22 protein-coding genes are annotated in these 21,033 nt (G+C 68.7%); 12 read left to right on the top strand and 10 right to left on the bottom strand.

Translation table 11 applies throughout. The features are described 5' to 3' along the window. Positions 1–60: 60 nt before the first annotated feature. The 3 genes from EDC64_RS04635 to EDC64_RS04625 form a co-directional block, all read right to left on the bottom strand. Positions 61–729: a YceI family protein gene (locus tag EDC64_RS04635; RefSeq protein WP_245504538.1), complete on the bottom strand. Its 669-nt coding sequence runs from the start codon at positions 727–729 to the stop codon at positions 61–63. 86 nt (positions 730–815) lie between these two features. After that, positions 816–2,096: a flavodoxin-dependent (E)-4-hydroxy-3-methylbut-2-enyl-diphosphate synthase gene (gene ispG, locus EDC64_RS04630; RefSeq protein ID WP_132030415.1), complete on the bottom strand. Its 1,281-nt coding sequence runs from the start codon at positions 2,094–2,096 to the stop codon at positions 816–818. 57 nt (positions 2,097–2,153) lie between these two features. Beyond that, entirely contained in the window at positions 2,154–2,669 is a 516-nt protein-coding gene (locus EDC64_RS04625; RefSeq protein WP_132030091.1) for a Fur family transcriptional regulator, read from the bottom strand. Positions 2,670–2,834: 165 nt separating this feature from the next. Between EDC64_RS04625 and EDC64_RS04620 the strand changes: the two genes are divergently transcribed. The 3 genes from EDC64_RS04620 to EDC64_RS04610 all read left to right on the top strand — a co-directional run bounded on the left by EDC64_RS04620 (position 2,835) and on the right by EDC64_RS04610 (position 5,306). Then, a complete protein-coding gene (locus tag EDC64_RS04620) occupies positions 2,835–3,323 on the top strand; it encodes a hypothetical protein (RefSeq protein ID WP_132030090.1) in 489 nt (162 codons plus the stop codon). A gap of 143 nt (positions 3,324–3,466) precedes the next feature. After that, positions 3,467–4,252: a 3-hydroxybutyrate dehydrogenase gene (locus tag EDC64_RS04615; RefSeq protein WP_132030089.1), complete on the top strand. Its 786-nt coding sequence runs from the start codon at positions 3,467–3,469 to the stop codon at positions 4,250–4,252. A gap of 13 nt (positions 4,253–4,265) precedes the next feature. Then, on the top strand, positions 4,266–5,306 hold the full coding sequence (locus EDC64_RS04610; protein ID WP_132030088.1) for a patatin-like phospholipase family protein: 1,041 nt from the start codon (positions 4,266–4,268) through the stop codon (positions 5,304–5,306). An 8-nt stretch (positions 5,307–5,314) separates the two neighbouring features. Here EDC64_RS04610 and EDC64_RS04605 read toward each other — a convergent pair whose 3' ends face one another. Then, positions 5,315–6,061 carry a DUF3750 domain-containing protein gene (locus tag EDC64_RS04605; protein ID WP_245504561.1) on the bottom strand — a complete coding sequence of 249 codons (747 nt, stop codon included), beginning with the start codon at positions 6,059–6,061 and terminating at the stop codon, positions 5,315–5,317. Positions 6,062–6,197: 136 nt separating this feature from the next. Between EDC64_RS04605 and EDC64_RS04600 the strand changes: the two genes are divergently transcribed. Next, positions 6,198–6,752 (top strand): O-acetyl-ADP-ribose deacetylase, encoded by a 555-nt coding sequence (locus EDC64_RS04600; RefSeq protein WP_245504537.1) that lies wholly within the window; start codon positions 6,198–6,200, stop codon positions 6,750–6,752. After that, positions 6,721–7,476 (top strand): RluA family pseudouridine synthase, encoded by a 756-nt coding sequence (locus tag EDC64_RS04595; protein ID WP_132030086.1) that lies wholly within the window; start codon positions 6,721–6,723, stop codon positions 7,474–7,476. Before EDC64_RS04600 ends, EDC64_RS04595 begins: the two co-directional genes overlap by 32 nt. Here the strand turns inward: EDC64_RS04595 and EDC64_RS04590 are convergent. Continuing rightward, entirely contained in the window at positions 7,466–8,350 is an 885-nt protein-coding gene (locus tag EDC64_RS04590; RefSeq protein WP_132030085.1) for a DMT family transporter, read from the bottom strand. The genes EDC64_RS04595 and EDC64_RS04590 overlap by 11 nt on opposite strands. Positions 8,351–8,521: 171 nt before the next feature. Here EDC64_RS04590 and EDC64_RS04585 point away from each other — a divergent pair, with 171 nt between their 5' ends. Then, positions 8,522–9,379 (top strand): LysR substrate-binding domain-containing protein, encoded by an 858-nt coding sequence (locus tag EDC64_RS04585; protein ID WP_132030084.1) that lies wholly within the window; start codon positions 8,522–8,524, stop codon positions 9,377–9,379. Between the two features lie 80 nt (positions 9,380–9,459). Here EDC64_RS04585 and EDC64_RS04580 read toward each other — a convergent pair whose 3' ends face one another. The 4 genes from EDC64_RS04580 to EDC64_RS04565 all read right to left on the bottom strand — a co-directional run bounded on the left by EDC64_RS04580 (position 9,460) and on the right by EDC64_RS04565 (position 13,474). Further along, positions 9,460–10,407 (bottom strand): glucokinase, encoded by a 948-nt coding sequence (locus EDC64_RS04580; RefSeq protein ID WP_132030083.1) that lies wholly within the window; start codon positions 10,405–10,407, stop codon positions 9,460–9,462. A gap of 114 nt (positions 10,408–10,521) precedes the next feature. After that, positions 10,522–12,009: a tripartite tricarboxylate transporter permease gene (locus EDC64_RS04575; protein ID WP_132030082.1), complete on the bottom strand. Its 1,488-nt coding sequence runs from the start codon at positions 12,007–12,009 to the stop codon at positions 10,522–10,524. Beyond that, positions 12,009–12,473 (bottom strand): tripartite tricarboxylate transporter TctB family protein, encoded by a 465-nt coding sequence (locus EDC64_RS04570; protein ID WP_132030081.1) that lies wholly within the window; start codon positions 12,471–12,473, stop codon positions 12,009–12,011. The genes EDC64_RS04575 and EDC64_RS04570 overlap by 1 nt, the downstream gene beginning before the upstream one ends. A 17-nt stretch (positions 12,474–12,490) precedes the next feature. Then, a complete protein-coding gene (locus EDC64_RS04565; RefSeq protein ID WP_420808948.1) occupies positions 12,491–13,474 on the bottom strand; it encodes a tripartite tricarboxylate transporter substrate binding protein in 984 nt (327 codons plus the stop codon). Between the two features lie 394 nt (positions 13,475–13,868). On the opposite strand from EDC64_RS04565, the gene EDC64_RS04560 reads away from it, so the two are divergent. The 6 genes from EDC64_RS04560 to EDC64_RS04535 all read left to right on the top strand — a co-directional run bounded on the left by EDC64_RS04560 (position 13,869) and on the right by EDC64_RS04535 (position 19,863). Continuing rightward, positions 13,869–14,612: a Tim44/TimA family putative adaptor protein gene (locus EDC64_RS04560; protein ID WP_132030413.1), complete on the top strand. Its 744-nt coding sequence runs from the start codon at positions 13,869–13,871 to the stop codon at positions 14,610–14,612. A gap of 25 nt (positions 14,613–14,637) precedes the next feature. Continuing rightward, positions 14,638–15,837: a murein transglycosylase A gene (gene mltA / locus EDC64_RS04555; RefSeq protein ID WP_245504536.1), complete on the top strand. Its 1,200-nt coding sequence runs from the start codon at positions 14,638–14,640 to the stop codon at positions 15,835–15,837. After that, positions 15,834–16,403 (top strand): Smr/MutS family protein, encoded by a 570-nt coding sequence (locus tag EDC64_RS04550; RefSeq protein ID WP_132030079.1) that lies wholly within the window; start codon positions 15,834–15,836, stop codon positions 16,401–16,403. The genes mltA and EDC64_RS04550 overlap by 4 nt, the downstream gene beginning before the upstream one ends. Next, positions 16,400–16,765, top strand: coding sequence for a helix-turn-helix domain-containing protein (locus EDC64_RS04545; RefSeq protein WP_132030078.1), 366 nt, complete (start codon positions 16,400–16,402; stop codon positions 16,763–16,765). The genes EDC64_RS04550 and EDC64_RS04545 overlap by 4 nt, the downstream gene beginning before the upstream one ends. A 68-nt stretch (positions 16,766–16,833) precedes the next feature. Next, complete coding sequence (locus tag EDC64_RS04540) at positions 16,834–17,151, top strand: PRC-barrel domain-containing protein (protein WP_132030077.1); 318 nt, start codon at positions 16,834–16,836, stop codon at positions 17,149–17,151. Positions 17,152–17,259: 108 nt separating this feature from the next. After that, the gene (locus EDC64_RS04535) at positions 17,260–19,863 is read left to right on the top strand and encodes a TIGR02302 family protein (protein WP_132030076.1); all 2,604 of its coding nucleotides are present in this window, start codon (positions 17,260–17,262) and stop codon (positions 19,861–19,863) included. Between the two features lie 105 nt (positions 19,864–19,968). On the opposite strand, the gene EDC64_RS04530 is transcribed toward EDC64_RS04535, so the two are convergent. Then, the gene (locus EDC64_RS04530) at positions 19,969–20,898 is read right to left on the bottom strand and encodes a glycosyltransferase family 2 protein (RefSeq protein WP_165933638.1); all 930 of its coding nucleotides are present in this window, start codon (positions 20,896–20,898) and stop codon (positions 19,969–19,971) included. Positions 20,899–21,033 lie beyond the last annotated feature (135 nt).

Below are 21,033 nucleotides of genomic sequence, written 5' to 3'. Positions count from 1 at the left end.
GGGAGGGGCCGGCGCGTGCAAAATCCGGTGAGAAAACCACGCCGGCGGCGAAAACCGACGTTATTTCGCGAGGAATTCAGCCTCTATACGCAGATCGACCGCGTCCCCGACGAGCGGCAGGAAAGCCGTCATGCCGAAATCGGAGCGTTTGATCGTCGCTGTGGCATCGAAGCCGACCGCATAGGCCTTGTCGGTCGGCCGCGGACCCGCCCGACGGAACGTCACGTCCAAGGTGACCGGCCGGGTGACGCCGCGCAGGGTCAGGTCACCGGTGATGCGCGCGGTCCGGCCCGCCGCCTCGATACGTGTCGATCTGAAGGTCGCGGTCGGATATTTGGCGCTGTCGAAGAAGTCGGACGTCTTCAAATGGGCGTCGAGTTCCGGATCGAGCGTTCCCGCGCGCGCCACCGGCACCGTCACCTCGACGCGGCTCTTGTCGGTATCGTCCTCGTCCAGAACCAATGTGCCCTCAACCGCCGGAAGAAGGCCGCTATAGGTCGAGAAGCCGAGATGACTGACGCTCCACGTGATGCGGGTGTGGGCGGGATCGGCGGCATAGGTCCCTGCGCGCACCTGTGCGGAGCTCGTGCTGGTCGCCTCCTGTTCGGGAGCTTCTTGCGCGGACAGCGGCGGGATGGCGGCGAACGGCAAAGCGAGCGCCGCGATCGCGCCGAGGGCGGCGGATGCCGCATGCCCCTTCGCGGGACGGGTGCGCTCCGCGGACGGCAAGCGGGAGAAAAGTCGACAACACATCATAAGCGGCGATCTCCGTTGACCGCAGCTTGATGCCAGCCCCGTCTGGCAGGAGAATGGCGTTATTCCGCAGCGTCAGCCGGCGCCGGGCGAGCCAATCCGAAGCGCCGGGCGACATAGTCCTCGACCATCACCCGGAAATCCTCCTGGATGTTGGGTCCGCGCAGCGTCGCGACCTTCTTGCCGTCCATGAAGACAGGCGCGGAGGGGCTTTCGCCGGTCCCGGGCAGCGAAATGCCGATATCGGCATGCTTGCTCTCCCCCGGCCCATTCACGATGCACCCCATCACCGCAACGTTCAGCGCCTCCACGCCAGGATAGGACTTCTTCCATTCCGGCATGCGCGTGCGGATCATGTCCTGCACGCTCTGGGCAAGCTCCTGGAACACGGTCGAGGTGGTGCGTCCGCAGCCGGGGCAGGCCGCGACCAAAGGAACGAAGGTGCGCAATCCCATGGTCTGGAGGATTTCCTGCGCCACCTGCACCTCGCGGGTGCGATCGCCGTTCGGCTCCGGGGTGAGCGAGACGCGGATCGTGTCGCCGATGCCGGCCTGCAGGACCACGCCCATCGCGGCAGTCGAGGCGACGATGCCCTTCGAGCCCATGCCCGCTTCGGTGAGGCCGAGATGCAGCGCATAATCCGAGCGGCGCGAGAGTTCGGAATAGACCGCGATCAGATCCTGCACGGCCGAGACTTTGGCTGAGAGAATGATGCGCGTGCGCGGAAGGCCGATCTCCTCCGCGAGCCCCGCGGACAGGAGCGCCGAGCGGACCAGTGCTTCGCGCGTCACCGCACGCGCCTCGGCGGGGCGCGGCAGCCGGGCATTTTCGTCCATTAGGCGCGTGAGAAGTTCGTTGTCGAGGGAGCCCCAGTTCGCGCCGATCCGCACCGGCTTGTCGTAGCGGATGGCAGTCTCGACGATGGCGGCGAACTGGCGGTCCTTCTTGTCGCCGAACCCGACATTTCCGGGATTGATGCGGTATTTGTCCAGCGCCTCGGCGCAGGCCGGGTGATCGGCAAGGAGGGTGTGGCCGATATAGTGGAAGTCGCCCACCAACGGCGCGTCGATCCCCATCCGCAGCAGCTTGTCCTTGATGTGCGGCACAGCGGCGGCGGCCGCGTCGCGGTCCACCGTAATGCGGACGATCTCAGAGCCCGCTTTGGCGAGCGCGGCCACTTGGCGGACCGTGCCGTCAATGTCGGCAGTGTCGGTATTGGTCATGGACTGAACCACGACCGGCGCCCCGCCGCCGACCAAGACACGCCCGACGGGCACGCCGACGGTGGGCTTGCGCAGGGCCGGTCCGGCTTCCAGGAGTTCGTCTGGAACCACGCTCGTCATGCTCATCTCCGGCTTCCCGGGGGGTCGGCGCAGGCGTAGGACGCGACGCCGCCCGCGTCAATCGTGCCCATCGGCCGGTGCCGCACCACGGCAGTGGGCGCAAAGCCCGGCGAGTTCGAGCACCCTTTGGCGCGGCTCGAAGCCGGCCGCGCGCGCCGCCCAGGCGAGATCGCGTCCAAGCGCGTGAGACGCCACTTCCCGGGTCGCCCCACACCGCTCGCAGATGAGGAACAGGGCGACCTCTCCGGTCTCGTGGGCATGGCCGCAGGCGAGGAATGCATTGCGGCTCTCGATGCGGTGCGCGAGTCCCTCGGAGACCAGGAAATCCAGCACCCGATAAACCGACATCGGCGGCGGGCGTTCGCCGCTGGTGGCCAGCCGCTCGACCAATTCGTAGGCGCCGAGCGGCACATGGCTCTCGGCCAGAGCTTCCATCACGCGCCGACGCAGGGGCGTGAGCCGCAGCCCCCGCTCCGCGCAGCGCCGCTCGACGCGTTCGACCGCTCCCGCGACACATTGCGCATGGTCGTGATCGTGCGCGGCCGGTGCGGGATCTGGGGTCACGTTGGGCATGGTGCCAATGTAGGGACTTCGGCGCGCGCTTTCCAGCCGATGCGCCGAAAACCGGGCGTTACGCGCAACAGAGGCCGAACGTTATCCTGCCACCGCCGGTTCGGCTTGTTGCGGGGGCGGCGTCATTGCAGGATGCGACCGTTCTTTGAGGCTGGGAGGGTAATCATGCGGATGTTGAGGGTGGCGTTGCTGGCGGCGCTGGCTTTGCCTTTGGCGGGATGCTTCGAGGGCCCGGCCGGGCCGGCGGGGCCGAAAGGCGAGGTCGGTGCCGCGGGTCCGGCAGGCCCAGCAGGCCCGACCGGACCGGCGGGTCCCGCGGGCCCGGCAGGACCGGTGGGGGCTGCGGGACCGGCGGGTCCGGCTGGACCTTCAGGACCGATCGGCCCGGCCGGTCCGGCTGGCCCTGCAGGTCCGGCGGGTCCGGTCGGCGCGACGGGTCCCGCGTCCGCACAGGTCACTCTGCGCGCCCAGGATTGCCCGGGCGGCGGCTGTTCCAGCGCTTGCCAGACCGGCGAGCAGATCATCGGCGGCTATTGCGTCAATCCGGACAGCGGAACGCAGCATGTCGCGGTCTTCACCATCCTGGATGGCGGGACAGCGGTCCAATGCTTGAGCCCGGTCCGCCAAGTGGTCGCGGTCTGTCTCAAGCCCTGAGGGCGGGTCGCCGTTGCGCCGACGCCCGGAGAGGGGCAAGGTCGCGAACAGGACCGAGGGCGTGACGCAGGCGTCACAGCCCTCGGCTAAACCGGGCTTAGGTCGTTCCGACGACCTACCCGCCAAGCTATGGGGAACCAATCATGTCCTTGCAAGGTAAAGTCGCCGTCGTCACGGGTTCCACCAGCGGCATCGGGCTTGCGATCGCCCGCGCCTTTGCCAAGGACGGTGCGAACGTCGTCATCAACGGCCTCGGCGATGCCGCCGCGATCGAGACCGAGCGCAGCAAGATCGAGACCGATTTCGGGGTGAAGGCGCTCTATTCGCCGGCCAACATGCTGAAGCACGAAGAGATCGAGGCGATGGTGAAGCTCGCCGAGACCGAACTCGGCGCCTGCGATGTCCTGGTCAACAATGCCGGCATCCAATATGTCGCGCCGGTCGAAGACTTCCCGATCGAGAAGTGGGATCAGATCATCGCCATCAATCTCTCGGCCGCCTTCTATGCGAGCCGCGCCGCCATCCCCGGCATGAAGGCGCGCAAATGGGGTCGGATCATCAACACCGCCTCGGCCCATGCGCTCGTGGCCTCGCCCTTCAAATCGGCCTACGTCTCGGCCAAGCATGGCATTGCCGGCCTCACCAAGACCATCGCGCTCGAAGTCGCGACCTTCGGCATCACCTGCAACGCCATCTGCCCCGGCTATGTCTGGACCCCCCTGGTCGAGCACCAGATCCCCGAGCAGGCCAAGGCGCGCGGCATCACCGAGGAACAGGTGAAGCGCGACGTCCTGCTCGCGGCCCAGCCGACCAAGGAATTCGTGACGGTCGAGGAAGTGGCGGATCTCGCCATGTGGCTGACCTCGGATGGCGCGCGCTCCATCACCGGCACGATGCAGGTGATCGACGGCGGCTGGACCGCGGAATGACCGGGAGGGCGTGATGGCCCGCGCAGACGCCATCAAGCCCATCTCTCTCGCGCTCCAGGGCGGCGGCGCGCACGGCGCCTTCACCTGGGGCGTGGTGGACCGCCTCCTGGAGGAGGAACGGTTCGCCATCGCCGGCATTACGGGAACCAGCGCCGGGGCGATGAATGCCGTGGTGATGGCCTCCGGCCTCGCGGCCGGTGGCCCCGCTTCCGCCCGGGCCGCCTTGGCGAATTTCTGGCGTGACGTGTCGCGCGACGGGCGGCTCTCGCCGCTCCAGCGGACCGCCTTCGACCGGCTGCTCGGCAATTGGTCGCTCGCCAAGAATCCGGCCTATATCGCCTTTGAAGTGGCGACGCGCTTCCTGTCGCCCTACGACTTCAATCCCCTGAACATCAATCCTCTGCGCGAAATCCTCGACGCCCATGTCGATTTCGCGGCGATCCGCGGCTCCGACGTCAAGGTCTTCGTGTCCGCGACCAACGTCCATACCGGACGCGCCCGGATCTTCGGCCATGAGGAGATGACCGCCGACGCGGTGATGGCCTCGGCCTGCCTGCCCCTGTTGTTCCAGGCGGTCGAAATCGACGGGGTGCCCTATTGGGACGGGGGCTATATGGGCAATCCGCCGCTGTTCCCGCTTTACGAGCATGTCGAAGCGGACGATATCGTCCTGGTACAGATCAATCCCATCCTGCGCGAGGAAACGCCGCGTTCGGCGGCCGACATCCAGAACCGAATCAACGAGATCACTTTCAATGCATCGCTTCTGGCGCAGCTGCGGGCCATCGATCAGGTGACGAAGCTGATCGATCAGGGCCTGCTCACGCGCTGGACGCTCGGCACATCGGGGTTCCGCCGCGTGCGCCTGCACCGGATCGGCGGGGCGGACCAGCTCTCCGACCTCGATCTGTCCTCCAAGCTCAACGCCGAATGGGCGTTCCTCCAGCATTTGCGGGATCTCGGCCGCGCCGCGGCGGATGCCTTCGTCTCGAAGCACGCCGGCGATGTCGGCCACCGCTCGACCCTCGACCTCCGGCTCGAACTCTCGGACTGAACAACGGCTCAGCCGTCGACCGCCGCCATGCCGACGCGCCCGATCGCCGGCAGCTTCAGCGCCGGGCGGCGCAGGTCGAGCCCGGCCACCGCCCCGAGAATGTTCAGTTCGAGCCCCTCCACCCAGCCGGCGGTCAAGCCGAGATACCCGCCCAGCGTCACCCGGATGCCGGTGCCGGAGGGGGTGCGAGCAATCCAGCGCCCATCGACCGGGTAATCCTTGCCGATCGCAGTGGGCGGCAGAACGGCGTCGGTGGCGGGCAATGCCGCGAGGACCGACGCGACGAAGGTGTTGGAATTGGGCCCCGGCCACGCCGCGTAATCGCCCAGCTGCCGCGGTCCATAGCTTCGGATCGCCGCGCGGATGCCCGGGATCAGGCGGGCGGCCGCTTCGTCGTCCGCGGCGTAGACCAGCTCGGGAACCTGACCGAACCAACGGCCGTCTGCCTCGAAGCCATTCACCCGGATCGGCTCGCCCCAGGCCGTGTAATCGTAACGCTCGTAGCGCGCGGCGCCGGCTTCCTTCAACACGATCCAGCTATGGACGGCGAAGATGCCGCGCCAGCGGACGGTCCGGGCGGCAAAGACCCGCACCACCGCCCCGGGGTGCACCTCGGCCGGCGGCAAGAGGCCGGCGCTGCCGCGGTCGGCCGCCCGCCAGTCGCGCGGCGCATCGCCCGTCAGCCAGAGCGCGCCGGCAAGACCGATCGGCAAGAGGTAGAACAGGACGAAGCCGACGGCGGCGATCTTCAGCACACGGATCAAGCCAGGGTCCGGAACGATGACAGGGCGAAGCCGAATTCATAAACTCGCTCTTCCCTTACGGCGAACCGCGACCGCCTCGGGATCACAGTTCCGAGACCGCCGCCGCCGCGGTATCCCTGAGAGGCCCATGAGCATGGCCACCCGCCACAGCGCCCGCCGAAAGGACGCCCAGCTCGACATCGTGGTCGGCGACATCACGCGCCTCGCGCTCGATGCCATTGTGAATGCCGCGAACGCGACGTTGCGCGGCGGCGGCGGCGTGGACGGCGCGATCCACCGCGCCGCCGGGCCGGGCCTGCTCACCGAATGCCGGGCGTTCGGCGGATGTGAAACGGGCGACGCCAAGATGACGCTCGGCTATGGGCTGCCGGCGCGCCACGTCATTCACGCCGTCGGTCCGGTCTGGCGGGGCGGTGGAGCGGACGAGGACGCGCTCCTGTCCGCCTGCTACCGGCGCGCAATTGTGCTGGCCGCGGAACACGGGCTCAAGTCGATCGCCTTTCCCGCCATCTCGACGGGCATTTACGGATTTCCGGCTGCGCGCGCGGCGCCGCTCGCAGTGGGCGCGGTGCTGGAAGCGCTGGACGCGCACGGCAGCCTGTCGCATGTGGTCTTCTGCTGCTTCTCCGAAGGCTCCGCCGCCCATCATCATGACGCCTTCCGCCATCACGGCCTCCTCTGATCTCATTGCCGCGCGCGTTCTGCATCGCGACGGGATGGTGCTCGTGCTCGACAAGCCCGCGGGGTTGCCGGTCCATCCTGGCCCCAAGGGCGGCACGACACTGCATGATCACCTCGACGCGCTGCGCTTCGGTCTGCCGCGCCGGCCGGAACTCGCGCATCGGCTGGACAAGGACACGTCGGGCTGTCTGGTGCTCGGCCGCCATCCAAAGGCGATCGCCCTTTTGAACAAGCTGTTTGCGGAGGGGCGCGTCGGCAAGACTTACGTCGCGGTCACCCGCGGCGCGCCGGAGGGTCCGGCGGGTCGCATCGATCAGCCGCTCGCCAAACGCTCCCCGCATCGCGGCTGGTGGATGCAGGCTGTCCCGCCGGGAAGCCCCGGGGCGCTCGAAGCCGTGACCGACTGGCAGGTCCTGCTGCGGGCGGAGGGGCTGGCGGTGATCGCGCTGTCGCCCCTGACCGGGCGCACCCACCAATTGCGCGCCCACCTCGCTTATCTCGGCTGTCCTATTCTCGGCGATGCGATCTATGGCGGGGCCTCCCGGCTGCCGGGCGGCCCGATGCTGCATCTGCATTCCCGCCGGGTCGTCCTGCCGGTGACGCGGAGCGGTGGGCCCTTGACCGTCGCCGCGCCCTTTCCCGCACATCTGGCCGAGACGATCGGCGCGCTCGACGGCGATGTCGCTTCCCTGGAAGCCGCGGCTGACGTGGCGTTCAGCGGGTGACCAGCCAGATCCCGGCGGCGATCGGCACGATGCCGACCAAATCGAGGAGCGGCACCGTCTCACCCAGGATCAGCCAGCCGAACATCAGCCCGAGCGGCGGCATGAGGAAGTGAAGGGCCGTAGCCTCCGTCGCGCTCGATCGGCCGAGGATGAAATACCAAAGGCCATAACCGCCCATGGAGACGCCGAGGACCATGTAGGCGAAGCTCCAGAGGAAGGTCGGCGTGGCATGGAGAGCCCCGACATCCTCGGTGAGCAGCGCCACAGGCAGCAAAGCCAGGGACCCCGCGAGAAGCTGGATCGCCGTACCCTGCCAGAGATCCGACGCGGTCGGCAGGCGCTTATAGACCAGCGTCCCGGCGGTCAGCGCGAACAGGCCGGCGAGCACCAGCAAGGTTCCGGCCACCGCCTCGTGCCCGCCCCCGATCCGCGAACGCAGGACCACGACCACGCCGATGAAGCCGAGAACGAGACCGAGCGCCTTGCGCCGGTTCAGCCTTTCGCCGAGCACGGGACCCGCCAGGAGCGCCGTCAGGAGCGGATTGGCCGAGATGATCACGGCTGTGAAGCCAGAGGACACCTGCGTCATTCCGGTGAAGCTGAGGCCGAGATAGAGGCCGTTGTTCAGCAGCCCGGCGAGGACCAGCACACCCGCGTCCCGCCGCGAGAGGCGGCGCCACCGTCCGAGCGCCATGCAAAGGCCGCCGAGCACCAGAGCAGCGACCAGGAAGCGCAATCCCAGCAGCAGCAATGGCGGACAATCCGCCAGCGCCACCTTGCCGACGGCGAAGGCGGAGCTCCAGAGGATGCAGAACAGGGCGATCAGGCCCGGTGTCGCATCGAGGCCGGGCGCGGCGCGCGGCGGGGCGATCATGGGAGTGGCTCCTTCCCGCAGCCCGGTGTCCGTTCGTCGGTAGGGCATCACGCAGCCTCTGGGAATGGCGATCCGGCGAAACACCGTCTGGTGCCAGAAGCCACAGACGCTTTGAATTTGGAAATTGAATGTGACAATGCTTATCAGTGAAAATCTGAATGGCTTTCCGCGATGCTCGATCTCGATCTTTTACGCGCGTTCGTCAGCGTCGTGGATGCAGGCGGCTTCACACGGGCGGGCGAGCGGGTCCACCGGACGCAGTCCACGGTCAGCCAGCAGATCAAACGGCTGGAGGCCGAAGCCGGCCAGCCCCTGTTCCTCAGGGCCGGGCGCCGGGTCCGGCTGACCGAACCGGGCGAACGGCTGCTTGGATATGCGCGCCGGATCCTCGCCCTCAGCGCCGAAGCCAAGGCGGCACTCGGACACACAGCGCCGGTGACGCTGCGCCTCGGGATTCCAGACGATTTCGCTTTGAGTGCGCTGACACGGGCGGTCGGGACCTTCGCAGCGGCACGGCCAGAGGTGCGGCTCGCGGTGCGCTGCGGCGTCTCCTGCGATCTTTCCGCCGATCTCGCCCGCGGGGATCTCGATGTGGCACTCCACAAGCGCGAGCCGCGCAGCGGATCGGCTTATGCGGTGTGGCCGGAGCAGCCATGCTGGATCGCAGGGGCGGACCACCCTTTGCCCGCGCTCGACCCCGTGCCCTTGGTCGCTTTCACCCATGGCTGCCTCTATCGCAGCCGGGCGATCCATGCGCTCGAAGCCGCCGGCCTCGCCTGGCGGATCGCCTATGAGAGCCCCAACCTTCTGGGGCTTCAGGCGGCGCTCGCGTCGGGTCTGGGCATCGCGGTTCTGGAACGGCGGATCGTGACCGCGGAGCACCGCATTCTCGGCACCGCCGACGGCCTTCCGCCGGTGCCGCCCACGGAGATCGCCCTCGGCGTCGCGGACGGCGCCCCCCCGGCCGCGTTGGATCTCGCAGCGGCACTCGCGCGCTTCTGTGGCACCGTGCAGGCGCACGCCGCCTGAGAGCCAGAGGGTAGCGCGCCTCGGGGCGCGGCCCGGATCTGGGCATGCTTGGCCACGGGCCAAGGCCGGCGGACCTCTCCTCAGTCGGCGGCGAGAAGGCGCCGGCCGACCTCCGCGGCGCCGGCCAGGCCGGGGGTGGGGTGAACCACAACCTCCACGCGGACATTGGCGAGGTGTTCGTGATAGGGCGGATGGTCCTCGAAGGCGGCCCGGAAAGGCGAACCAGCGAACAATGGCGCCATCGCAGCGCCCACGCCGCCGGCAATGAACACCCCGCCCCGCGCCATCGTCAGCAGGCAGAAATCGCCCGCGATGCGGCCGAGCACGCGCAGAAAGACGTGGCAGGTGTCGAGCTCACGCCGATGCCCGCCGAGCGCGGCTTGAATAATGGCGTGCGAACTCGCGGTCTCCCCCGAGAGGATGCGGTGCAGGCGCACGAGACCGGGGCCGGACACCACATGCTCGACCGAGACGGGTCCGAGATCGCGGACCAGATGGGCGATGACGCGCGCCTCGTCCGCAGTAACCGCCCCAAGCCGCACGTGCCCGCCTTCTCCGGGAAGGACGTCGAAGCCCGTCCCGTCGCGGCGCGGCAGGAGCGTGGCCGTGCCGAGCCCGGTCCCCGGACCGCACACCAGGATCGGCGCACCCGGAACGTCATGGCCCGCCCCCACCCGGACCAGGTGCTCGCGACCGAGCGTCGGGATGCCGTGCGCGAGCGCAGCGAAATCGTTGAGGATGGCGAGGGCGTCGAGCCCCAGCGCCCGCGCCAGAGCGGGCCGGTTGAAGCTCCAGGACCGGTTGGTCATGCGGATGTCGTCGCCATCTACCGGTCCGGCGATGGCGAACACGCCGGCCCGGGGACGTTCCGCGCCAAGAGTGGCGAGATAGGCGCCAAACAGCTCCTCGAGGCCGCCATAGCCGTCATTTGCCTCCATCCGCACATCGAACGGCGCGCCGTCGCGTCCGGCGCGGGCGATGCGCGTGGTGGTTCCGCCGATGTCGGCGAGCAGGATGGTGGGAGCCATGGGACGTCCAGAGGTGAGGCCGCACGATTTCCGGTTTTTGCCGGCCGAATCAAGCGGGAGGATGTGTACGTCCGATGAAAATGCGGCGACGGCCAAGGTTGTTCCGTCGCATTCCTATGCCGACCTCAGGGCGCGGCGCAGCCGGCCCAAGAGCGGCAGGCACAAAACCAGCAGGGTCAGGACCCCGAGGCCTGCGGCCATCGGTCGCTCGAAGAAAGCAAGGAGCTGGCCGTCCGCCTTGATCATGGAGGTGACGAAAGCCTCCTCCAACAGCTTGCCCAGCACGATTCCGAGCACGCAGGGCGCGATCGGCACGCCATGCTCCTCCATCAGGAAGCCGAGCACCCCGAAGCCGAGCATCAAGACCACGCCATAAACGGAATTGTTCACGGCATAGGCCCCGACGATGCAGAATACCAGGATGATCGGCATCATCAGCTTGCGCGGCACGCGCAGCAGGGCGGTCCCCGCCTTCAGCGCGGCGAGGCCGAGCGGGATCATCGCGAGATTGGCGAGAATGAAGATGGTGAACACCGCATAGATGGCCTGCGGGTTGTTCAGGAACAGCGTCGGCCCCGGGTTGAGCCCCTTGAGATAGAGCACGCCGATGACGATCGCGGTGATGCTGTCGCCCGGTATGCCGAACACCAAGGCCGGCACCCACGCGCCGGCCAATGCGGCGTTGTTCGACGACGTGCTCTCGATGATGCCTTCGACATGGCCGGTGCCGAATTTTTCCGGCGTCTTGGAGAATTTCCGGCTCATCGCATAGGACACCCAGGCGGCGATGTCCGCCCCGGCGCCGGGCAGGATGCCGATCGCCGTACCGGTGATGTTGCCGCGGAGTTGTTGGGGCCAATAGGTGACGAACATGCGCCCCCACCCCTTCAGGGGGTTGCGCATGGCCGTCTGGCGCATCTCCCAGTCCGGCGCCCCCGACGCCATCGCGCGCAGAACCTCGGACACCGCGAACAGGCCGATCATTGCGGGGATGAAATCCACCCCGCTCAAAAGCTCGGCATTTCCGAACGTGAAGCGCGGAATGCCGGCTGGATTGTCAAGCCCGATGGTCGCGAAGAACAGGCCGAGCAACAACGAGAGCAACCCCTTCAGCGGTGCGCCGGTGCCAATGAAGATGGCGCAGGACAGGCCGAGCAGAGCCAGCCAGAAATATTCGAACGAGGAGAAGCCCAGGGCCACCTCGGCCAGAAGCGGCGCGGCGACGATCAGGACCGCCGTGCCGAACAGACCGCCGAGGGCCGAAAACAGCACGTTGGCGCCGAGCGCCACCTCCGCCTCGCCCTTGCGGGTCATGGCATAGCATTCGTCGGTATAGGCGGCGGAGGCCGGGGTGCCCGGCATGCGCATCAGGGTCGAGGGAATGTCGCCGGCGAAGATCGCCATCGCCGAGCAGGCGATCATCGCGCCCACCGCCGGGATCGGCTCCATGAAGAAGGTGATGGGCACGAGGAGCGCGATGGCCATCGTCGCGGTCAGGCCGGGAATCGCCCCGACCACGATGCCGAAGGCCGCTGCCGCGAGGATGGTGAGGATGACGTCGAACCGCATCACCATGGCGATGCCCGCCTCCACGGCCCCCATCAGAGCCACCCCTCGACGAGGCCGTGCGGCAGCGGCACGCGCAGAAGATGGGCGAACGCATAGAAAACACAGAGCGAGGCGATCCCCGCCGCCGCCGCGGCGACAGGCAGGCGCACGCCGAGCAGCAGGAACAGGCCGAGAAGCACCAGGGCCGACGTCGCAATGAAGCCGAGGGACGGCGCGGCGAGCATGTAGAAGATGATCGCCGAAAGCGTTGCCGCGACACGCCATGCGGCACCGGGCTCGGCAGCCCAGGTGCGGGTCACGAACGGCACCCGCGCCCCGCGCAAGGCGCCGAGGCCGAGCACGACCCCGCAGAGGAACAAGCCTCCGGCTATGGCGAGCGGGAACACCGCGGCGCCATAGTGCTGGCCGGGGATCGGAGGCAAGGTCCAGGCGGCACCCGCCAGCACGCACGCGCCGGCGAGCACCAGGACCGCGAGGACGAGATCATTGACCCGCATGGCGCCGATCGGGCCGGCTATTTCGCCAGCCCGACCTCCTTCATCACCTTTCCGAGCGAAGCGTCGGCCTCGGTCATGAAGGCCCCGAAGGCTGCCCCTTCCGCCCACCGGCCCCCGAAGCCGCGGCTCGACAGAAAGTCTTGATACGCTTTGCTGTCATAGGCCTTCTTCAGCGCCGGGATGAGCCGGTCGGTGACCTCCTTCGGCAGGCCCTTGGGACCGGCAACGCCGCGCCAGGCGCCGATCGTCCAGTCCGAGCCCGTCGCTTCCTTCAGGGTCGGCACGTCGGGCATCAGCTTCGAGCGCTCCGTGGCCATCACGGCGAGGCTCTTGACCCGCCCGGCCTCGATCAGCGCGCGCGCTTCGGGCAGCGAGCACGTGACGATCTGCACGCCGCCGGCGACCAGATCCTGCAGGCCGGGCGCTGCGCCATTGCTCGGCACCCACGGCACCGCCGTGGGCTGGACCTTCAGCGAGGTGAGCATGCCGGCGAGGGCGAGATGCCAGATGCCGCCTTGTGCGGTCCCGGACGCCTTGTATTTGCCGGGCGACTTGGTCACGTCGTCGATCACGTCTTTGGCGGTCTTATAGGGTGCGTCGGCGCGGACCTGGAGGCCGGCGGGATCCTCATTGACCAAAGCGAGCGGCGTGTAGGAGGCCGGATCGAGCTTGGTCAGGCCCTGCCAGTGCATCATCGCGATCTCGACCGTCAGCAGACCGATCGTATATCCGTCCGGCGTCGCATCGGCGATCGCCTGATGCCCGACCACGCCTTGGCCGCCCGTGCGGTTCACCACCGCGACCGGCTGGCCGAGATCGCGCTCGAGCAGCGACGCGATCATGCGGGCGACCGAGTCCGTCCCGCCGCCAGCGCCCCAAGGGACGATCAGGGTGATGGGACGTTCGGGATAAGCGGCGATGGCCGGAGCGAAAGACAGGCAGACGGACAAGGCGAGCCCGGCCGCTGCGACAAGCAGACGTTTCATGGCGCTTCTCCCCAGAATGGCGTTTCCGCCAAGAGCCGCGTGGGCCGCGGCGTCATCTAAATCGTTTTGATGCACGCTAAGGGAGGCAATCGGTCAGGTCAACGCGTCTGCCGAGCCCCGTCGGGATAGTCCTCGCGGAGGTGGCATCGCGGCGCGTGGTGCCGTAAGGTGCGGTCCAGGCGGCGAACGTGCGCATGGCGGGACTGGAAAACGGGCGCGGACAGCGTACATAACGCTAAGAGCGCAGCCGGGACAGGCGTCGGATGCGGGCGGGAGCGCACCTCGGGACGGATCCGTCCGCCCGCGAATGGAGCGCGAACCGACGTCGCAGCGTCCGGGATGGGCTCGATACTGGATCAAGGCGGATGCGGCGTAGGCTGCGCCGTCCAAGGCATGGCGAAGCGCAGTGCTGGACATTTACACCATCATTTTTCTGGCCCTGGCCGTGTTCATCTTCATTCGGCTGCGGAGCGTGCTGGGCCAGCGCACCGGTCGCGAACGGCCGCCTTACGATCCCTATTCCCGCGACGGCGCGCGGCAGACGCCGCCGGCGACGGACAAGGTTGTCACCCTGCCGAAGCGCAATGCCGACGCCCCGGGGACAGACCCATCCACTGTTCCGGGCGACGACAGCACCGCCTTTCCCGCCGACGCCGAGCCCGCCCGGTTCCGATGGGAGGGCGTCGCCACCCCCGGGACGCCGTTGGCTGCCGCCTTGGACGAGGTCGCGGTCGCCGAGCCGGATTTCGACGGCCAGCATTTCCTCACCGGCGCCAAAGCCGCTTATGAGATGATCGTGCTTGCCTTCGCCAATGGCGACCGGCGTGCGTTGAAGGACTTGCTGTCGAAGGACGTCTATGACGGCTTCGTCGCCGCCATCACCGATCGCGAGAGCCGGGGTGAGACGATGGAATCCCGCTTCATCTCGATCGACAAGGCGGAACTGGTCGATGCCAGTGTGCGCGGCCGAACCGCTCAAGTGACGGTGCGCTTCGTTTCCCAGCTGATCACCGCGACGCGTGGTCGGGACGGCAACATCGTCGACGGCAGCCCCGACACGGTCGCCGACGTGACGGACGTGTGGACCTTTGCCCGCGACCTCGGCGCCCGCGATCCCAATTGGAAGCTGGTGGCCACCGAAGCCGCGGCGTGATGTCCCGCTTTGCGGGGACGAAGCCATGCGCTGCCTGCGACCTGTCCTGATCGTCCTCGGCCTCTCGGCGCCGCTCCTTCCCGCGCCGATATCTGCGGCCGTGCCGGTGCCGGCTCCCGCTTTGGCGAACGCCAGTCTCCGGCCAATCGGCTTCCACGACCTTCCCGGCTGGGGCGAGGACGATCAGGCCGCAGCCTTCCGCACCTTCCTCGTCAGCTGCCGCGCTCTGGCTCGGACGCCGGATGAGGTCGGCCCGACCTCGGTTCCCGCGCTCGTGCCCGGTCTCATCCGTGCCTGCGCCGCCGCCCGCGCCCTCGGCACGCCGACGCCGACCGCCCGCGTCGCCCGGCTGTTCTTCGAAGCCAATTTCCGCCCCTATTCGATTGTGCCCGAGGGAACCCCCGCCGGCTTTCTCACCGGCTATTACGAGCCTGAGGTCGACGGGTCACCGGTCCGCGACGCGGACTTCACCGTGCCGATCTACGGGCGCCCCGCGGACCTCATCCCGACCGCTCCACCCCAGGACAGCAATCGCGGCGGCGCCCAGCGCCGGCAAGGCGATGCGCTCGTGCCTTATTACGACCGGGCTGAAATCGAAGACGGCGCGCTGGCCGGCCGCGGGCTCGAAATCGCCTGGCTGCGCCACCCCGTCGACCTGTTCTTCATGCAGATCCAGGGTTCGGCCCGCATCCGCTTGCCCGACGGACGGGTGCTCAGGCTCAATTATGACGGCCATAACGGCTATCCCTATGTGCCGGTCGGCCGGCTTTTGATCCAGCGCGGCCTGGTGCCGCGCGAAGAGATGAGCATGGATCGCATCCGGCAATTCATCGAGGCGGATCCGGCGGCCGGGCGCGCGCTGATGCGGGAGAACCGTTCGTTCGTCTTCTTCAAGGCCGTGCCGCTCGCCCATGGGGCCGGCGCCCTGGGCGCGCAAGGCGTGCCTCTGACCCCCGGCCGGTCGATCGCGGTCGACCGCGCCCTCCACACCTATGGCGCGCCGATCTTTATCGCCGCCGATCTCCCTTTGGCGGGCCCGGACGCGCTGTCCCCGTTCCGCCATTTGATGATCGCCCAGGATACCGGCTCGGCGATCGTGGGCCCGGCGCGCGCGGACCTGTTCTTCGGCGCCGGCACGGAACCGGGCGCGGTCGCGGGGCGGATCCGCCATCCCGGCGCCTTCACGCTGCTGGCTCCCCGCTTCCAGGCGGACGCTGCGCCATGAGCCGCCGCCGCCGCCTGCGCACCCTCGATCCGGAGGAGCGGGCGCTGTGGCAACACGTCGCCCGCTCGGTCCAGCCGCTGCGCCCGCGCGATGCCATTCTGGTGGAGGCGGCGCCGGCGGCTGCCGAAACGGTCGCGGACGATCCGGCCCCCGGCTCGCCCGCGCCGCGACCGCGCGCCGCGCCGCGGCCCGCTCCGCCGCCTCTCGCCGCGCTTGAGCCCCGGGTGCGGCGCAGCCTGTCGCGGGGCGCGGAGGTCGATGCGCGGCTCGATCTCCACGGACTGACGCAGGCGGCCGCGCACCGTCGGCTGCACCTCTTCGTCGTCGAGGCCCAGGCACTCGGCCATAGCGTCATCCTGGTCATCACTGGGAAAGGCGACGGCGCAATGCGACTGGTGGGGCTGTCCGAACGCGGCATTCTGCGCCGAACCGTGCCGCTCTGGCTGGCCGATCCGAGCCTGCGGCCCTACGTGGTCGGCTTCGAGACCGCAAGCCGGCGACACGGGGGCGACGGTGCGCTCTACGTCCGCATCCGCCGTCGGCGCGGCGCGGAGGATCGGGGGTGACGCCGTTCGGCCGGCGCATGCGCGATCTGCGGGCCGCGCGCGGCGTCACGCTCACCGAGATGGCGGGCGCGATCGGCGTCACGCCGACCTATCTCTCAGCCTTGGAGACCGGCCGGCGGGGCCGCCCCACCTGGGCGCTGGTGCAGCGCATTATCGCGTATTTCAACATCATCTGGGACGAGGCCGAGGACCTCCAGCGCCTCGCCGAACTGTCGCATCCGCGCATCGTTGTCGATACGGCCGGGCTCACGCCGGAGGCGACCGAGCTCGCCAATCTTCTGGCCCGCGAGATCGCGCTCCTGCCGCCCGAAGCGGTGGCGGAACTGCTGGGGCGGCTCAAGATCCTCCGGCGGCGCGGCTGACGCCCCGCGCTTCCCCTGGAACCCACCCCTCCCCGATCCGTTGACCTGTGGACCACAGGAGGACACCCATGGCGCACGAGGACGAAACCGCCGTCTTGATTTCCGCAGGCAAGGTGCAGGGCGCCGACGTCTACAACACCGAAGGCGAGCATGTCGGCATCGTTCACGATCTGATGATCGAGAAGCAGACCGGACAGATTTCGTCCGCGATCCTTGCGATCGGCAGCATCCTCGGCATGGGCGGGGAACACCAGCCGGTGCCGTGGCACAGTCTGAAATACGATACCCGCCAGAAGGGCTATGTGCTGGGGATTCCTCTGGCTCAGATGCAGGACGCGCCAGAGGAGCCGGAAGAGGCGTGGGCTCCGGTGGCCAAGCTCACCTGACAGTCGGACCCGCCTCCTGACCAAGACGTGAGCCGCCGCCACCATGCTCGCACTGGCGGCGGGGGAAAGCCGTGTTAAGCTGCCTCTCTGGATTTGCTCGGAGGGCGTGTGACCGCCACACCGGACTTGAAGCGGCCGCGCGACGCGGCGGAAGATGCAACGGTCTCATTGGATCGCGTGGTGGGCCGCGCGCGCGCGGTGATCCTCTGGGAGCGGCTCTGGCCGCCGCTCGCGCTCGTGGCCGTCGCTGTCGGCGCCTTCCTGACCGTTTCCTGGGCGGGACTCTGGCTGCATCTGCCGCCTCTGGGGCGCATGCTGGGCGTCGGCCTGTTCGGCGCTCTGCTCCTCGCCAGTCTTTGGCCCCTGGCAAAAGTGCGCATCCCGTCCCGCGCCGAAGCGCTGGCGCATCTCGACCGCCGAAGCCATCTCGCCCACCGTCCAGCGACGGCGATCGCCGACGGGCTCGCCACCCGTCCGGACGACCCGGTCGGGGCCGCGCTGTGGCGGGCGCATATGGCGCGGACCCTCGCCGCAGCCCGAAGCCTGAAGGCCGGCCTCCCCGCGCCGAAACTCGCGGCACGCGATCCGCGCGCCTTACGGGCGCTGGCCCTGCTGGCGATCGTCGCAACCTTCGTGCTGGCGAGCGGCGACCGTGTCGGCCGGGTGAGTTCCGCCTTCGACTGGCGCGGTGCGGTCACGCCCAAGGCCTACCGGCTTGATGCCTGGATCGATCCGCCGGCTTATACTGGGCGACCGCCGGTCGTGCTGCCCGGCCTGCGCTCGGATGATCCGACCCAGATGCAGGCGACCGCCCTCTCTGTGCCAGCGGGAAGTACCCTGGTCGTGCGCACCGTGGGGCTCGATGGTTCGGGGCTGAAGACGGAAGGCGGCATCGCTGAATTGAGGCCCACACAGGAAACAGCGCAGGCGGAGGCGAAACCCGGACCGCCCGCGCGCCCGGCCGCCGAGGCCGGGGAACGTCGCTTCACCATCACGAACGCCGGGAGCGCCTCTTTCATCGGTCCGGATCAACGCGCCGTGACCTGGCGCTTCTCCGCAATTCCGGACCACGCGCCGGTCATTTCCTTCGTCCGAGACCCGCAGAGCGGCCAACGCAACACCCTCGTCCTCACCTATCGGATCGAGGACGATTACGGCGCGACGGAAGGCAAAGCGGGATTTGCCGCCGCGCCACCGGAAAAGCCGCTTTTCCCGCGTCCCGGCGCTCCCGCCCCGAAAGCGGCGCAGCCTTTGGTGGCCCCGCCCGATTTCGCGCTGCCCGTGCCCGCCGCCGGATCGAAATCGGGGACGCAGACCACCCGCGATCTTGTCACCCACCCCTGGGCCGGCGCGCAGGTAGCGATCACGCTCACGGCGCGCGACGAGGCCGGCAACGCGGCGACGAGCGAGACCAAGACCTTCCGCCTTCCCGCCCGCACCTTCACCAAACCTCTGGCGCGCGCTTTGATCGAAGAGCGGCGCCGCCTCGCCCTCGATGTCGCCGCGCGGCGGCAGGTTGAAACCGTCCTCTCCGCTTTGACCTTGGCGCCCGCCAAATTCGGCATCGAGCCGGGAGAATATCTCGGCCTCCGGACCGCCTATTGGCGGCTCCACAATGCGCGGTCGGAAGACGATCTGCGCGGGGTCGTCGACTATCTCTGGGAGATGGCGCTCGCCATCGAGGACGGCGACCTCTCCGACGCGCAGCGCGAATTGAGAGCCGCCCAGGACGCCCTTCGCGAGGCGCTCGACCGGGGCGCCAGCGACGAAGAGATCCGCCGCCTGATGCAGGATCTGCGCGCGGCCATGGACAAGATGATGCGCCAGCTCGCCCAGGAGGCGCAGCGCGACAGCGGAACCGATGCCCGCCCGCTCGATCCCAACACCCGCGTCATGCGCCCCCAAGACCTGCAGCGCATGATGGACCGGATCGAAAATCTCGCCCGCTCCGGCGCCCGCGACGCGGCGCGCCAGCTCTTGGACGAGATGCAGGCCATGATGGAGAATATGCGCCCCGGAAACCGCCAGGCAGGTGGCCAGCAGGGGCAGCAGAGCGAACTCGGCGATATGATCCAGGAGCAGCAGCGGCTGCGCGACCGCACGTATCGCCAGGGGCAGCAGGGACAACGCGGACAGCAGGGCCAGCAAGGTGAAAACGGCGAGATGGGCGACCTCCAGCAGGGCCAAGGCGAATTGCGCCGCCGGCTCGGCGAGATGCTCGACCAGCTCCGCCGGATGCAGCCCGGACAGGGTCAGGGACAGCAGGGACAGCAAGGGGAAGGTGGCGAAGGGGAAGGCGGTGAGGGGCCCGCCGGCCGTGCCGGCCAGGCGTTCGGCCGCGCCGAGCAGGCGATGCGCGACGCCGAGGGGGCGCTCGGCAGCGGCAACGGCCAAGGCGCGCTGGACGCCCAGGGGCGCGCGCTCCAGGCCCTGCGGCAAGGCGCCCAGGCCCTCGCTGAAGGCCAGCAGCCGGGCAATGGTGAGGGACCGGGCCCCGGTGGCCCATCCGGCGAGCAGGCCCAGCGCACCGATCCACTCGGCCGCCCCCTGCGCAGCCAGGATTATGGCGACGACTATTCCGTCAAGGTTCCCGAGGAAGTCGATGTGCAGCGCGCGCGTCAGGTTCTCGAGGAATTGCGCCGCCGCCTCGAACAGGTGAACCGGCCGCAGCTCGAACTCGATTATATCGAGCGGCTGCTGGAGAATTTCTGACGGCCGCTTGGCTCTTTCCGCGACTGGCGCGTCTGGTGACGACGGCCGGAAGACCCCGCGTCCGCCGCCGGGGCGGGGGACCTGCCTGGGTCGACCCCACCCCGGTCATGCCCGGCTGTAATAGGTGTCGCGGATGAAGGGCAGGTTGCGGGCGATATAATAGCCCGCGAATTTGCGCAGCTCGATCTCGGCCAAAAAGCGCCGGCTCGGCTCCATCGGGCGCACGAGGCCCGCGAAGCTGGTCGCGGCGTTGCGCAGCGCCTCTCCCCACAGCCAGCGCGGCGCGCCGAGAAGAGTGCCGCCCGCCTGGCGGGTCTCCTTGCCGAGCGTGCGCCCCTCCTGGAACGCCCAGCGCCGGTAATAGGCCTTGGTCAAGCGCTTTGCCGGCACCTTCGCCCGCACCGCCAGCTCGGGCACCCACCAGCCTTGCGCCCCGAGCCGCATCAACTGGTTCCACATATAGCGGTCCTCGGCATAGAGATCGCCGTCGCGATAGGGACCGCAGGCGGCGAGCACCACTCGGCGCATGGCGAAGTTCGCGCCCGTGAGCATCGCCGGAAATCCCGGCTCGCCATAGCGGCGCCGAACCGGCCCGTTGTCTACCAGCCCCAAAACGCCGCCATAGCCGGCGCGCGGCAGCCAGTCCGGCGGCGTCACGTCCCATTCCGGCACCACCGGCCCGCCGATAAAATCGGTGGCCGGATCGGCCATATTGGCGAAGATGACCTCGACCCAATCCGGCGCCAGCCGCTCGTCATCGTCGAACTGCCCGACGAGATCGGCCTTGATCCGCGCCATCGCGCAATTGAGCGCATGGTGCTTGCCCTGCTTCGGCTCGAACAGGGCAAGGCAGGCTCCGGGCCATCTCGACCGAAACTCGGCCACGACCGCAGCGGTATGGTCCGTCGAATTGTTGTCGACCACGACGAGGCGGACGCGCGCGCCGAACGGACGCGCCGCCACGGCGAAGCTTTCGAGCGCGCCGCGCAGGATGTCGGCGCGGTTGTACGTGGCCAAAATGACGTCGAGCTTCATGCCGCGCCCCTCCCGGCATGTATCCCTTTCCCTCCGCGCCTTTTCAAGGGCATAAGCGCAATCGTCCGGCACCATGGCCCGGCGCCGACGGAGCGACGTCACCCCACGCATGCTGTCTTTAGTCAGAACCCGCCT

It is taken from the genome of Aquabacter spiritensis, from assembly GCF_004346185.1.
GTDB classification, from domain to species: Bacteria; Pseudomonadota; Alphaproteobacteria; order Rhizobiales; family Xanthobacteraceae; genus Aquabacter; species Aquabacter spiritensis.
Note: the sequence above shows the minus strand (reverse complement) of the source record. Positions and strands in the feature narration are given on the sequence as shown.